This is a genomic window from Blautia luti, assembly GCF_033096465.1.
GTDB lineage: Bacteria > Bacillota > Clostridia > Lachnospirales > Lachnospiraceae > Blautia_A > Blautia_A luti.
Map to the genome: position 1 here is coordinate 2,576,272 of NZ_AP028156.1, position 12,558 is coordinate 2,588,829.

The window sequence follows — 12,558 nt, forward strand, 5'->3', positions numbered from 1 at the left end:
CTGTATTTTCTACATAATCACAAAAAGACCCCCGGCAAACCGGAGGTCTTTTTCGTTATAATCACGAAGAATCCATTCAGTGCTTCGCTGATTATTTCATTTTTATTTCGCCTATTATTTCTCTACAAGAAGAGACTTGCCAGTCATTTCTGCCGGCTGTTCCATTCCCATAAGCTGGATCAGTGTAGGAACAATATCTGCCAGGCATCCATTCTCGCGCAGTGTATATTTCGGATCTGCGTTTACAAGGATGAATGGTACAGGGTTTGTGGTATGTGCAGTCCACGGAGCACCTGTCTCATAGTCAATAAGCTGCTCTGCATTTCCGTGGTCAGCGCAGATGAACATCTGTCCGTCAACTTCTTTCAGGGCTTCTACTGCCTTGCCTACACATTCATCTACAGTCTCTACTGCCTTGATCGCAGCTTCCTGTACACCTGTATGTCCAACCATATCCGGGTTAGCAAAGTTAATTACGATCACATCGTATTTGTCGGATTTGATCGCATCAACAAGTTTCCCGCAAACCTGCGGAGCGCTCATTTCCGGCTGAAGGTCATAAGTTGCAACCTTCGGAGATTTTACAAGAATTCTGTCTTCGCCTTTGTTTGGCTCTTCTACACCACCATTGAAGAAGAATGTAACGTGTGCATATTTCTCTGTCTCAGCGATACGTGCCTGGGTCATGTTGTGAGCTGCAAGATACTCGCCAAATGTATTCTTAAGCTGAACTTTGTGGAATGCAACCAGTTTATTCTGAATAGTATCATCATAGTCTGTGAAGCATACGAATGTAACGTGTGGTCTTGCTTTTCTCTCAAATCCCTGGAAATCATCATCACAGAATGCTCTTGTGATCTCACGTGCACGGTCAGGACGGAAGTTGAAAAATACAACAGAGTCATTGTCAGATACAACACCTGTCGGCTGTCCGTCTTTCTCGATCACTGTAGGAAGGACGAATTCGTCTGTCTTGTCATTGTCATAGGAAGCCTGAACTGCTGCAGCAGCGTCTGTTCCTTTTACGCCTTCTCCGGATGTAAGAGCGTTGTATGCAAGCTCTACACGATCCCAACGGTTGTCACGGTCCATTGCATAGTAACGTCCGGAAATTGTAGCGATCTCACCTACACCGACCTTCTTCATCTCAGCTTCCAGAGCTTCTACAAATTCTTTTCCAGATGCAGGAGGTGTGTCACGTCCGTCGAGAAAACAGTGTACATAAACTTTCTCAACGCCTTCTCTCTTAGCCATCTCAAGTAATCCATAGAGATGTGTGTTGTGGCTGTGTACACCACCGTCAGAGAGAAGTCCCATAAAATGTACTGCGGAGTTGTTCTCTTTTGCATTCTTCATTGCTGCAAGAAGAGCTTCGTTCTTGAAGAAATCTCCATCCTGGATCTCTTTTGTGATTCTGGTAAGTTCCTGATATACGATACGGCCTGCACCCATGTTCATGTGGCCTACTTCGGAGTTACCCATCTGTCCGTCCGGAAGACCTACTGCCAGTCCGCTTGCGTTTCCTTTTACAAAAGGATATTCTGCCATAAGCTTATCCATTACAGGAGTCTTAGCCAGATATACAGCGTTTCCTTCTTTTTTGTCGTTCAGACCATAACCATCAAGAATCATTAAAACGGTTGGTTTTTTGCTCATAATGTTCTCCTTATATATATGTTTGTATAATTTTTAACGTTTCCAATGTATATAGTACCAAAAATCCAGGATTTTTCAATTCTTTTATTAAAAAAATCCTGTTTATTTACCATATACACGGATGATCGTGGAAATCTTACGTACGGAATCCCTGTTTCTGATCTCTTCGATCGCAGTACGGAAATCTCCTTCTCTTACCTTCTCCGTAATCACAACAACTTCTGCGCATCCCTCTATCTTGGTGTCTTTCTGGATGATCTGCGCCACGCTCACCTGATATTTGGCAAAAATCGCGGTCATTTCCGCAAGTACACCGCAGCGGTCCTCTACCTTCAGACGGAGGAAATAACGGTTATAGGTATTTTCCATTTTCTTTACAGGGATTTCTTTATAACAGGTACATCCAATCCTTCCGCAGCAGCCTACCAGCATATTACGTACAATGTCAAAAATATCTCCCACAACAGCACTGGCTGTAGGCAGCTCCCCTGCTCCTCTTCCAAAGAACATGGCATCTTCTACTGCATCTCCATGCACGAAAACTGCATTATAAGAATCATTTACTGTAGCAAGGGGATGAGAACTTGGAATCAGCATCGGGCATACATATGCTTCGATTCCATCCTCTGTATTTCTAGCTACACCGAGAAGCTTGATATCTCTTCCCATTTCTTTCGCATAGCGGATATCTTTGGAAGTGATCTTCGCGATTCCCTCTGTATAAACATCATTAAATACTACACGTGAATTAAATGCTACAGAAGCAAGGATCGCTACCTTACGTCCTGCATCCAACCCTTCGATATCTGCAGTAGGATCTGCTTCTGCATATCCAAGTTCTGTAGCCAGAGCCAGGGCATCTTTAAACTCCATTCCTTCCTGAGTCATCTTTGTCAGGATAAAATTCGTGGTACCGTTAACGATTCCCATGATCTCTGTCATATGGTTTCCTGCCAGACACTGCTTCAGTGGTCTGATGATGGGAATACCACCGGCTACTGCTGCTTCAAACAGAAAATCCACATGATGCTCATGTGCAGTTTCCAGAAGCTCATGTCCATGTACGGCAATAAGATCTTTATTGGCAGATACTGTATGCTTGCCGGCCTTTAATGCTTCAAGAATATATTTTCTGGCAGGATTGATTCCTCCCATCAGTTCGATCACGATCTCGATCTCCGGATCATTGACAATTTCTTCCCAGTTATTGGTTAACATAGAAGGATCTTCCAGCTTGCCGGCTGCTTTCTCAATATTTCGCACAAGGATCTTCTTGATCTCCACCTTGCAACCGATCTTGGCTTCCATCTCTTCTTCCTGATTCTTTAATACTTTGTAAACGCCTGTTCCTACTGTTCCAAATCCAAGCAGTGCTGCTTTGACGACTCTTTCACTCATTTTCCAGGGGTCCCCTTTCTACTTTTATCACGCGCATTTTCATAATCTTATGATGCGATCGGGCTGATTTTTATACTAGGGCAGAATCCATTATTTGTCAAGCTTGTCTGCGTTTTTATACTCTGTTTCCAGCTGTTTTTCCAATTCTGACAGTCTCCTTTTCAGCACTATGATATAACCATATTCAATCCATATCACAGCTGCAGCCAAAAACACCGTCCCCAATGTCAGCCATTGAGTTTCTCCTATCATCCGCAGGAACAAAGCAGTACCGCCGAATACGGTAATTCCTGCGCAGAACAGTTTCTTCCATACCTTTTTCATACACTTTCGTCCTCTCTGCGATAGTGTCTTTATAAAGACACTATTATATAGATCATTTTACCCCCATAATAGAAGTATCGCAATAACCAAATGGGACGGATATTAACCAATGATATGTTATGATAAATTATGGATAACAATGGAAAAACGCGGCATTTCTCAGTATGATCTTTATATGAATTACGGTATCCACCGTTCTTTACTGGATCGCCTGCGCCACAATAAAAATATTGAGACCTTTACTCTTAACAAACTCTGTACGATTCTGAACTGTGATCTGTGTGATATTGCAGAATACATTCCGGATGAAACGGATACAGACCAGAATCTCTGAAACATCTCCTGATTTCTTTTGCCCTGTTCAAGAACGATTTGTGCTACATTTTTTTTGTAAAAACAAAAGCTTTGTTGTCTGATTTATGATATAATCAGCAGGGATTTGTTTATCTGAAAAATTTTCCTGAAAAATGCTTCTAAAAAATGTTTCTATAAAAAAAGAAGGGAGACACTATACTATGAAATATGATGTGATCATCATTGGCGCAGGGCCTGGAGGGATTTTCTCTGCCTACGAACTGATGGAACAGAATAAAGATTTAAAAATCGCGGTTTTCGAAGAGGGAAATCCGCTGAACAAACGTCATTGTCCCATCGATGGCAAGAAAGTAAAAACCTGTATTAAATGCAAAACCTGTTCTATCATGAGCGGTTTCGGCGGTGCCGGTGCCTTCTCTGATGGTAAATACAATATTACCAATGACTTCGGCGGTACACTTTATGAACATATCGGCAAAAAAGAGGCCATTGATCTGATGCGTTATGTGGATGATGTAAACGTAGCTTACGGCGGACAGAATACAAAAATGTATTCCACTGCTGGAACCAAGTTCAAAAAGCTCTGTATGCAGAACAAATTAAAACTTCTGGATGCTTCTGTTCGTCACCTTGGTACAGATATTAACTATGTGGTTCTGGAAAACCTTTATGCCAAATTAAAAGAACATGTGGATTTCTATTTCAACACTCCTGTAGAGCGTCTGGAACTTCTGGATGGCGGATACCGTATTATCACCAAAGATGCTTCTTACGACTGCAGCAAATGTATTGTTTCTGTGGGACGAAGCGGAAGCAAATGGATGGAACAGGTCTGTAAGGAACTGGATATTCCTACCAAATCCAACCGCGTGGACCTGGGTGTACGTGTAGAGCTTCCTGCTGTAATCTTTTCCCATCTTACAGATGAACTTTATGAGAGTAAGATTGTTTACAGAACTGAGAAATTCGAAGACAATGTCAGAACCTTCTGCATGAACCCGTACGGCATCGTTGTAAACGAAAACACCAATGGTATTGTAACAGCCAACGGACACAGTTATGAAGATGTTTCCAAGCAGACTGAAAATACAAACTTCGCACTTCTGGTTGCCAAACATTTCTCAGATCCGTTCAAGGACAGTAATGGATACGGTGAGAGCATTGCCCGCCTTTCCAATATGCTGGGCGGCGGTGTGATCGTACAGCGTTTCGGGGATCTGGTACGCGGAAGAAGAAGTACTGTGGCACGTATTGAAGAAGGTATGGTACGTCCTACTCTAGCAGCCACACCTGGTGATCTGAGCCTGGTTCTTCCGAAACGTATTCTGGATGGCATCATCGAAATGATCTATGCCCTAGATAAAATTGCACCCGGAACAGCTAATGACGATACTCTTCTCTACGGCGTAGAAGTTAAATTCTACAATATGGAAGTGGAAATTGATGAAAATCTGGAGAGTAAATATAAAGGACTTTATATCATCGGAGACGGAAGCGGCGTTACCCATTCTCTGTCCCATGCATCTGCAAGTGGTGTATATGTAGCACGACAGATCGTGAATAATCTGTAAACTTTGAACATTTTATCTGAAATCAAGCGGATATTCGCAGTCTGCTTTGCAGTTTATCTGGTTAAGCAGACCGAGAAACAAAGTTCAAACGTCTGCCAGAATGTAAAAAACAGCGATGGTCTTTTATGGTTATCGCTGTTTTTCATATTATCTAATATATTTTATTTCAGTCATACTTTCTGGTATGCCATCCACTTCTCAGAACCCAAACGTTCAAAGGAACCACAGTACTGAAATCCACACTTTTTCAGCAGATTCTGCATGGGAATATTGTCGCTGTAGGTATCCATCCTGAGATTAGGTGTCTGTTCGTAAGCCCAGTTCAAGCAAAAGACCGCTGCTCCTTTCACAATTCCCGTTGAAGCTACTCTATGAACTACTGCATAGGGTTCTTCATTGAGCCATCTGCCATTGATCTGTCTGTAGTCTTCATCCTCTTCTGCTGCATAGTAAAATACACAGGCGGTTCTGCCATTTTCTACACACAGATAAGTTCTGTCCAGTCCTTCCTCGATCAGTTTCCTGCCCGGATAGCCGTCTTCCCACTGATCCTTATTTCCGTTTTCTCTCATGAACACTTTCGCATGATCATATATTTGCATGATTTCATCTATATCCTTAAAAGATGCTTTCCTGATTTCCATTGGTATCTTCTATACTCCTTTTGTTCTATCTTTTTATCACCTGATTTTCCTGTTATTCAGGAATACCTTCAAGAATATAGTATACCAGATTTTCTTCTGTTGTGCCAGAAACGTATGTTATGTTCAGAATTTATTCTACAAGTTCCATCCCGTGGCCTGCATCTGGGTTTCCATCATATGGTGGTAGATTCCCTGCTGTTTCTCCACCGCCGGACGGTCCTACGAATGCTACGTGTTCACCGTCTTTGAGTTCTTTTTTCTGAGTGGATTCCACTGTTTCAGGAAGCGGCTGACGCTCCAGAATGCCGTCAACTCGTATTCCTTAATATAAATATAGCTGAACAATTAATTGACTCCCCTTTTTTATAAATATATAATGATATTTAGGAGGATTTACCCTGTATGAAAAAACTTATGACAATATTTCTGGCATTTTTGAAGATTGGTGCATTTACGTTCGGTGGAGGATATGCAATGATTGCTTTGCTTGAAAATGAGCTGATTGAAAAGAAAAAATGGATTGAACATGACGAATTTCTGAATATGGTTGCTGTCGCGGAGTCCACGCCCGGACCAATTGCGATCAACAGTGCAACTTATATTGGATATCACCTTGCCGGTTTTTCCGGTGCAACAGTGGCAACTCTTGCAGTATGTATCCCGTCTTTTCTGATCATTTACTGCATTTCACTTTTCCTTGAACGCTTCCTGAGCCTTACCTATGTTGCCTGTGCATTTAAGGGAATCCAGGTCTGTGTGATTTATCTGATCCTGTCAACGGGTATCCAAATGTTAAAGACTTTGGAGAAAAATTGGATGAATGTCTGTATTCTGTGTGCTGTAATGGCAGCTATGCTGATCTGTTCCGTCACTGCTGTTTCTTTTTCTTCTGTTTTTTATGTCCTGATCTGTGGTGCAGCTGGCGTTTTTATTTATTTTCTGCAAAAGGTAAGAAAGGAAACTATAGATAAATGATCTATCTGAAATTATTTCTGAACTTTTTTATGATTGGTACGCTTTCTTTTGGTGGCGGATATGGGATGATCTCACTGGTGCGGGATACGGTACTGTCCAATGAATGGCTTACGGAAAGTGAGTTTATGAATTTCATCGCTGTTTCTGAATCTACTCCCGGATCTATCGCTGTTAATATAGCAACTTTTATCGGTTCCTCACAGGGCGGGCTTTTCGGAGCATTTGTGGCAACTCTTGGTGTAGTTTTGCCATCCTTTTTTATTATCCTGCTGATCGCAGCAGTTCTGAAAAACCTTATGAAATATGCAGGTGTGAATGCTTTTCTGTCCGGTGTGCGTCCCTGTGTAGTGGCAATGATCCTGGCAACCGGGATCAATATGGCGCTGCCGACACTTGCAGGATATGTATCAAAAAACACAAATCAACCTGAGACTTTTCACCCCGATATGCGTTCTGTCAGTGTATTTCTGATACTTATTACCATTCATTTCCTGTATAAAAAAATCCAGAAAAGAAATCCATCACCAATTCTGATGATCCTGCTGTCTGCAGGACTGGGGATTCTCTTCTGGAAATAATTTTGAAAATAATGTCTGTCAGATATTCGCAATTGAAACAGGGGACTTACTTGATTTGGTTAATTTACAATCTACAGTCAATTCTATTTTTTCTTTATACTTCTGAAAAAATAGCAAATCGCCCACGCAATACTCATCCCTGCCGCAATTCCAAAAGCAAAAAGAAAAGTATCCCGTCCATATTCCAGTGCCTGCACTGTATTTCCCTCTACAATACTGTTCATACAGTAATAAAGTGTGCTTCCTGGAATGAGAGGAATCACGGATGTGACGAAAAAGGAAGTAGAAGTCTCTTTGCAGATTCTTGCAAGAATTTCCGCATACACATCTGCAATAAATCCAGCCAGTAATGATGGCTGAAAAACCTCTCCCCAAAGTCCCTTTCCCAGCAGGAAGAACATCCAGCTTAAAAAACCACCAGCTGCTGCCAGAGGCAGATACTTATTTTTCATATGAAAGAGAATTCCAAATCCCACAGAACCAATGGCTCCGGTGATCAGCTGTATCACTGTTGTTATCATCAAAGTCCCAGCCTCCCAAACAGAATGATTGCCCCCATAAATCCAAGTGCCAACGCCGCAGCCAGAAGTAATGCCGTGATCAGACGGATAATTCCGGAAAGTGTATCACCAATAAGGACATCCCGGATTGCATTTGTTGACATCAGTCCCGGGATCAGGAGCATGATGTCACCGATCATAATCTTGTCCATATGGAGAGATGGGCAAAGTAATGTAAATCCACAAATTGCACAGCCCGTGAGAAACGATGCTGCAAACTGAAAAGTCACTTCATTCATACACACCGGACGAAGATACTGCTGCAAGCCCCAGATAAGAGCAGCTCCAAGCCCTGCTGCAATCATATCTGGAATACTCCCGCCATAGAAAAGTGCAAAACTGCAGGCCGCCAGAAGACTTCCGAGAAGTTTACAGAAGGGATGTGGTTTATTTGTATTGATTTTATCAAATTCTTCCCGAAGCTCTGCCGCTGAAACAGGATGCTTACAGAAACGACGGCTCAGGTCATTCAGCTGCTCCAGCTTCGTGAAATCATTTCCGCCACCTTCCCGGATCCTGCGGGTCTGCGTCCGTGCTCCCTCTCCTGGAAATTCCATAGTAATAACAATGCTTGAAGTGATCACAAAAACATTCATCTGAGCAGCACCACAGGCATAACCCATTCGATTCAATGTATCCTCCACACGAAAAATTTCCGCACCACTGTTTAACAGTGCATCACCCATATCGAGAAAAATATGCAAATAATCTTTTGATGTATGCATAGAGATTGCTCCTTATCAAAAACATACCTCTGACCTATCCGGATCAATAATCTTTTAAAATATTGCCGAATCCAGTCTCAATCAGATATGGTTACTATTTTTCTTATGTTTATTTACGACGAAGTAACACTACATTTTCACAATGATCTGTAAAACTAAACATATCTACCGGCTGAATCTTCCTGACTGTATAGCCGTGTTCGGTAAAATATTCCAGATCCCTTGCCAGAGATTCCGGGCCACAGGAAATGTAAACAATTCTTGAAGGCGCCAGTTTGATCACAGAAGACATGAATTTCTTATCACTGCCAGTACGGGGAGGATCCATAAATACTACATCTGCACGCTCACCCTCTTCTGCCATTTTTTCCATAAATTCTCCTGCATCTCCCTGATAAAAACGTGTATTGGTTATCTTATTTTCCCTCGCATTGATTTTCGCATCATGAACAGCATCAGGATTCAGTTCCACACCAATCACATTTTTCGCCTTGCCGGCAGCCACAAGCCCGATCGTTCCAATCCCGCAATATGCATCGATAACGGTTTCTTTCCTTCCAAGTCCTGCATACTCAATGGCCGTTTTGTACAGAATTTCTGTCTGCACCGGATTTACCTGATAAAATGACTGTGGAGATATTCTAAACGAACATCCGCAAAGATTATCTCTGATAAATCCCTTTCCATAGAGCACAATGTCCCTTTCTCCAAGAACCATACTGGTTTTTTTGTCATTTACATTCAGCACTACTGTTGTAATCTGCGGATATTTTTTTCTCAAAGCTTTCACAAAATTGTTCTTCGAAGGGAAAATGGGAGACGCAGCTACCAGAACTACCATGATCTCTCCTGTAGAAAATCCTCTTCTCACCAGTACATGACGCAATAATCCATATCCTGTATCTTCGTCGTAAGTTTTGATCTTAAAAGATTTCAGCATATCTCTGATGGTACGGATGATCTCCTGACTGATCTTATCCTCGATCAGACATTCTTCTACCGGAACCACCTTGTGAGTCTTCGCTTCATAAGTACCACATATAATATTTCCTTTTCTGTCCCGGTCAAAAACAGCATGGACTTTATTCCTGTAATAGAAAGGGTTTTCCATGCCAATGATCGGTTTTACATTTGCAAATTTCTTCAAAAGTTTATTCATTTTTTTCTGCTTGACTGCAAGCTGTTCTTTATAGGAAATCCCCTGATACTGGCAACTTCCACATTTTTTTGATACTGTACATTTTTTTAATTTTTCTTCCATGAGTCACTGACCTGCTTTCTGTTTACATACTTTTTTCATTATAGCAGTCAATGCCTTTTCATGCAATTAGATAGATTCAATTCTGTTTCTTAATTTCAGCATTTTCTGATCCAGTGCAGCGATCTCATCGGAATAACTTTTCAGCTCTTTTCCCACTTTATCTGCCCCTTTTACATTTTTTTTGTATAGAAGCTGATATTCCAGCACAGACCAGAAATCCATCGCTGTAGTACGTATCTGTATCTCCACTTTTTTCATCTCGACCTTGTCCCCCATACATACGGGGATCTCCACGATAAGGTGTAAACTCATATATCCGTTCTTTTTGGGTTTCACAATATAATCTTTTTCTTTGATCACTTTAATATCTTTCTGTTTCTTCAGCATTTCTGCGATTTCATATACATCATCAAGAAAAAGACATACTATACGAATACCGATCAGATCATTTAATTTCTCTTTTGCCAGGGAAAACTCCGGTTCCAGATTTTTACGGAGCATTTTTGCATAAATACTTTCCGGAGTTTTTATTCTCTGGGAAACATTCTGGATTACATCTCTTTTATTCCTGAGAACCAGCTGTTCTCCGATAATCTTTATCTTCACAGCCAGTATTCCCATTATGTACTGACAATGAAGGTAATACTGATCCTGATTCATTTCATTACGTATTTTCTCTATCTCTTTTTTCACTGTTTTCACCGTCCATTATTATCCTTAAATCTGCTTTTAAACATCTGGTCTTCAAATTGATAACAGAATATCATATACCATATATCCCCTCTATCTTGTTTATGTAAAATAGCTGTTAAATATTGGTGGATCGGTACGGTTTTATGAATTTGTCGAATATTACGTATTCTTGTCGAAATGTTTTCCGAAGATTTATGTTGAAATCTGTAGACGAATGTAGAAAAATATGATATACTCCGTATATACAAAAGAGCTGAACGCATAAAGTACCAAAGATACTTACAGAAGATAACATGAGTAAAGAACACCAGAACAGGTTCAGTACACCAGATGAAATATATGATCTGCAGGTCATATATAACTATACCTAACGATAAAGAGGACAGTTTCCTAGCGGAACTGTCCTTTATTATTTTTTATGTTACTGAATACCCTCTTCGCCTCAGTGAGCTCCCGCCCGTAGGGCTTTTATATTCCTATGATATTATATGGCATTAAAAAGAGGCACCCGCCGGTAACCCGGCAGAGTGCCTTATGCTTGAACATAATGATTATCTCTATATAACCAGTTTTGAATTTTATTCTTATTTGTAGTTTATGACTCCACATAAGTCATGCGTGAAACCATTGATTTTACTGATGTTATGGACATCATATTCAAAAAGTGATAATTATTCGTGATAGTTACACCAGTTCCAAACGCTTTCAAATGTTATATATAGACCTCTTTGCCGACCATATTTTTCAAGAAATCTTCCTGCGCTTTCTTGGACACATAATACTCTTTTCCGATCTTGTTTCCGTAACCCATCTGGAACATCAGCTTCAAAATCCGAAGTGCTTTATCACTCTCACAATGGTAGACATCCATAATTTCTTTCTTGCCGAGCATCTTAGGACACTGAGCCTTAAGTGACTTAACACAGGACTCTATTATCGCATCCTTGTCAATGCACACCGCCATCAGCTGTCTTTAGTCAGTGTAGCATAGTTCTGTCCATTATTCAATCCAGATATTGACTACTCTGTCTTTTGACTATTAGATTTGTTACTGTTCAGAGGCATACATAAGTCGTTGTAAAAAATGAAGAAATTTATTTTTTTATTTTGTGGATAATCATTTTCGGCAGAAAAAACTGTGTTTGTAGTTTTTTTCTGCCGTTCTTTTTCAGGAAAGTTATGCACCGGATTTAGTTTCTACAGCTTATCCCTAAAGTTTTGAGGCTTATATTAATGCTTTTTTATTTTAAAGTAATTACTTATCCACAGTCAGATTGACGAAAAGACGTTTTCCAGTAGTTCGCTTTTTTCCTGTGTTTCTATTATACTTTTTCTCAAATTAAATAATGAATATCTGCGCCAGAATCAGCAGTTTCGTGTGGCACTGGAAAGAGAATCAGCAATTCTTGCAGCGAGGAAGTGCACACCGCTGAACGCAGCAGAATTATAGATGATTCTTGCACGGTGGACGCCGCAGAAGATGAAAAGATACGGGGGAAACTGGATTGCGAACTTCACCAGAAGATTGCAAAGATCGCAGATAACCCGATGATTTACAGTGTCCTTGCGGCAGCGGATCAGCTTACGGAGAATATTGTTTCCGGGACGAGAGACTACATTATGAAAAAGAATAATTCTGCCAGAGAGGTTGATGAACAGCATCATCGGCTTGTTGAGGCAATCATCAACGGAGATGCAGAACAGGCGAAACGATGTATGTCCGAACATATGGATACGATTGAACGTTATATGGAAGAAATGCCAAAAAAATCCTAAGAAATTTTGGACATTTTTACAGAGTTAATTGATATGCCTCTATTGCGTTTTGGTAATACCAGTGGTATAATTAAAACGCAAA

15 protein-coding genes are annotated in these 12,558 nt (G+C 40.8%); 5 read left to right on the plus strand and 10 right to left on the minus strand.

The features are described from left to right. Positions 1-114: 114 nt before the first annotated feature. The 3 genes from gpmI to R8695_RS11900 all read right to left on the minus strand — a co-directional run bounded on the left by gpmI (position 115) and on the right by R8695_RS11900 (position 3,378). A complete protein-coding gene (gene gpmI, locus R8695_RS11890; RefSeq protein WP_118508429.1) occupies positions 115-1,656 on the minus strand; it encodes a 2,3-bisphosphoglycerate-independent phosphoglycerate mutase in 1,542 nt (513 codons plus the stop codon). Between the two features lie 102 nt (positions 1,657-1,758). Next, positions 1,759-3,054: a homoserine dehydrogenase gene (locus tag R8695_RS11895; RefSeq protein WP_118508428.1), complete on the minus strand. Its 1,296-nt coding sequence runs from the start codon at positions 3,052-3,054 to the stop codon at positions 1,759-1,761. 90 nt (positions 3,055-3,144) lie between these two features. Continuing rightward, positions 3,145-3,378, minus strand: a complete 234-nt coding sequence (locus R8695_RS11900; protein ID WP_154780255.1) for a hypothetical protein — start codon at positions 3,376-3,378, stop codon at positions 3,145-3,147. A 109-nt stretch (positions 3,379-3,487) separates the two neighbouring features. On the opposite strand from R8695_RS11900, the gene R8695_RS11905 reads away from it, so the two are divergent. Both R8695_RS11905 and R8695_RS11910 read left to right on the plus strand, forming a co-directional pair. Then, the gene (locus R8695_RS11905; protein ID WP_118508426.1) at positions 3,488-3,712 is read left to right on the plus strand and encodes a helix-turn-helix domain-containing protein; all 225 of its coding nucleotides are present in this window, start codon (positions 3,488-3,490) and stop codon (positions 3,710-3,712) included. A 181-nt stretch (positions 3,713-3,893) separates the two neighbouring features. Continuing rightward, positions 3,894-5,264 carry an NAD(P)/FAD-dependent oxidoreductase gene (locus R8695_RS11910; protein WP_154780254.1) on the plus strand — a complete coding sequence of 457 codons (1,371 nt, stop codon included), beginning with the start codon at positions 3,894-3,896 and terminating at the stop codon, positions 5,262-5,264. A 170-nt stretch (positions 5,265-5,434) separates the two neighbouring features. On the opposite strand, the gene R8695_RS11915 is transcribed toward R8695_RS11910, so the two are convergent. Together R8695_RS11915 and R8695_RS11920 are read right to left on the minus strand one after the other, a co-directional pair. After that, positions 5,435-5,908 (minus strand): GNAT family N-acetyltransferase, encoded by a 474-nt coding sequence (locus R8695_RS11915; protein WP_118508424.1) that lies wholly within the window; start codon positions 5,906-5,908, stop codon positions 5,435-5,437. Between the two features lie 130 nt (positions 5,909-6,038). After that, a complete protein-coding gene (locus R8695_RS11920; RefSeq protein ID WP_154780253.1) occupies positions 6,039-6,182 on the minus strand; it encodes a hypothetical protein in 144 nt (47 codons plus the stop codon). A 128-nt stretch (positions 6,183-6,310) separates the two neighbouring features. On the opposite strand from R8695_RS11920, the gene R8695_RS11925 reads away from it, so the two are divergent. Both R8695_RS11925 and R8695_RS11930 read left to right on the plus strand, forming a co-directional pair. Next, positions 6,311-6,883 (plus strand): chromate transporter, encoded by a 573-nt coding sequence (locus tag R8695_RS11925; protein WP_118508423.1) that lies wholly within the window; start codon positions 6,311-6,313, stop codon positions 6,881-6,883. Continuing rightward, positions 6,880-7,461 carry a chromate transporter gene (locus R8695_RS11930; RefSeq protein WP_118508422.1) on the plus strand — a complete coding sequence of 194 codons (582 nt, stop codon included), beginning with the start codon at positions 6,880-6,882 and terminating at the stop codon, positions 7,459-7,461. Before R8695_RS11925 ends, R8695_RS11930 begins: the two co-directional genes overlap by 4 nt. 83 nt (positions 7,462-7,544) lie before the next feature. On the opposite strand, the gene R8695_RS11935 is transcribed toward R8695_RS11930, so the two are convergent. From R8695_RS11935 to R8695_RS11955, 5 genes are all read right to left on the minus strand, one after another. Further along, a complete protein-coding gene (locus tag R8695_RS11935) occupies positions 7,545-7,982 on the minus strand; it encodes a threonine/serine exporter family protein (protein ID WP_118508421.1) in 438 nt (145 codons plus the stop codon). Beyond that, complete coding sequence (locus R8695_RS11940) at positions 7,982-8,746, minus strand: threonine/serine exporter family protein (RefSeq protein WP_118508420.1); 765 nt, start codon at positions 8,744-8,746, stop codon at positions 7,982-7,984. The genes R8695_RS11935 and R8695_RS11940 overlap by 1 nt, the downstream gene beginning before the upstream one ends. A gap of 109 nt (positions 8,747-8,855) precedes the next feature. Beyond that, positions 8,856-10,007 (minus strand): 23S rRNA (uracil(1939)-C(5))-methyltransferase RlmD, encoded by a 1,152-nt coding sequence (gene rlmD / locus R8695_RS11945; protein ID WP_118508419.1) that lies wholly within the window; start codon positions 10,005-10,007, stop codon positions 8,856-8,858. Positions 10,008-10,073: 66 nt separating this feature from the next. Next, positions 10,074-10,709, minus strand: a complete 636-nt coding sequence (locus R8695_RS11950) for a GTP pyrophosphokinase (protein ID WP_308418821.1) — start codon at positions 10,707-10,709, stop codon at positions 10,074-10,076. Positions 10,710-11,412: 703 nt separating this feature from the next. Beyond that, positions 11,413-11,664, minus strand: a complete 252-nt coding sequence (locus R8695_RS11955; protein WP_154780252.1) for a hypothetical protein — start codon at positions 11,662-11,664, stop codon at positions 11,413-11,415. Positions 11,665-12,164: 500 nt separating this feature from the next. Between R8695_RS11955 and R8695_RS11960 the strand changes: the two genes are divergently transcribed. Further along, the gene (locus R8695_RS11960) at positions 12,165-12,476 is read left to right on the plus strand and encodes a FadR/GntR family transcriptional regulator (protein WP_308418820.1); all 312 of its coding nucleotides are present in this window, start codon (positions 12,165-12,167) and stop codon (positions 12,474-12,476) included. The last annotated feature ends 82 nt before the right edge of the window (positions 12,477-12,558 follow it).

Excerpts from the sequence above, each read along its gene's own strand:
- gpmI (WP_118508429.1), bottom strand. The coding sequence starts at position 1,656 with ATGAGCAAAAAACCAACCGTTTTAATGATTCTTGATGGTTATGGTCTG.
- R8695_RS11895 (WP_118508428.1), bottom strand. The coding sequence starts at position 3,054 with ATGAGTGAAAGAGTCGTCAAAGCAGCACTGCTTGGATTTGGAACAGTA.
- R8695_RS11900 (WP_154780255.1), bottom strand. The coding sequence starts at position 3,378 with ATGAAAAAGGTATGGAAGAAACTGTTCTGCGCAGGAATTACCGTATTC.
- R8695_RS11905 (WP_118508426.1), top strand. The coding sequence starts at position 3,488 with ATGATATGTTATGATAAATTATGGATAACAATGGAAAAACGCGGCATT.
- R8695_RS11910 (WP_154780254.1), top strand. The coding sequence starts at position 3,894 with ATGAAATATGATGTGATCATCATTGGCGCAGGGCCTGGAGGGATTTTC.
- R8695_RS11915 (WP_118508424.1), bottom strand. The coding sequence starts at position 5,908 with ATGGAAATCAGGAAAGCATCTTTTAAGGATATAGATGAAATCATGCAA.
- R8695_RS11925 (WP_118508423.1), top strand. The coding sequence starts at position 6,311 with ATGAAAAAACTTATGACAATATTTCTGGCATTTTTGAAGATTGGTGCA.
- R8695_RS11930 (WP_118508422.1), top strand. The coding sequence starts at position 6,880 with ATGATCTATCTGAAATTATTTCTGAACTTTTTTATGATTGGTACGCTT.
- R8695_RS11935 (WP_118508421.1), bottom strand. The coding sequence starts at position 7,982 with ATGATAACAACAGTGATACAGCTGATCACCGGAGCCATTGGTTCTGTG.
- R8695_RS11940 (WP_118508420.1), bottom strand. The coding sequence starts at position 8,746 with ATGCATACATCAAAAGATTATTTGCATATTTTTCTCGATATGGGTGAT.
- rlmD (WP_118508419.1), bottom strand. The coding sequence starts at position 10,007 with ATGGAAGAAAAATTAAAAAAATGTACAGTATCAAAAAAATGTGGAAGT.
- R8695_RS11955 (WP_154780252.1), bottom strand. The coding sequence starts at position 11,664 with ATGGCGGTGTGCATTGACAAGGATGCGATAATAGAGTCCTGTGTTAAG.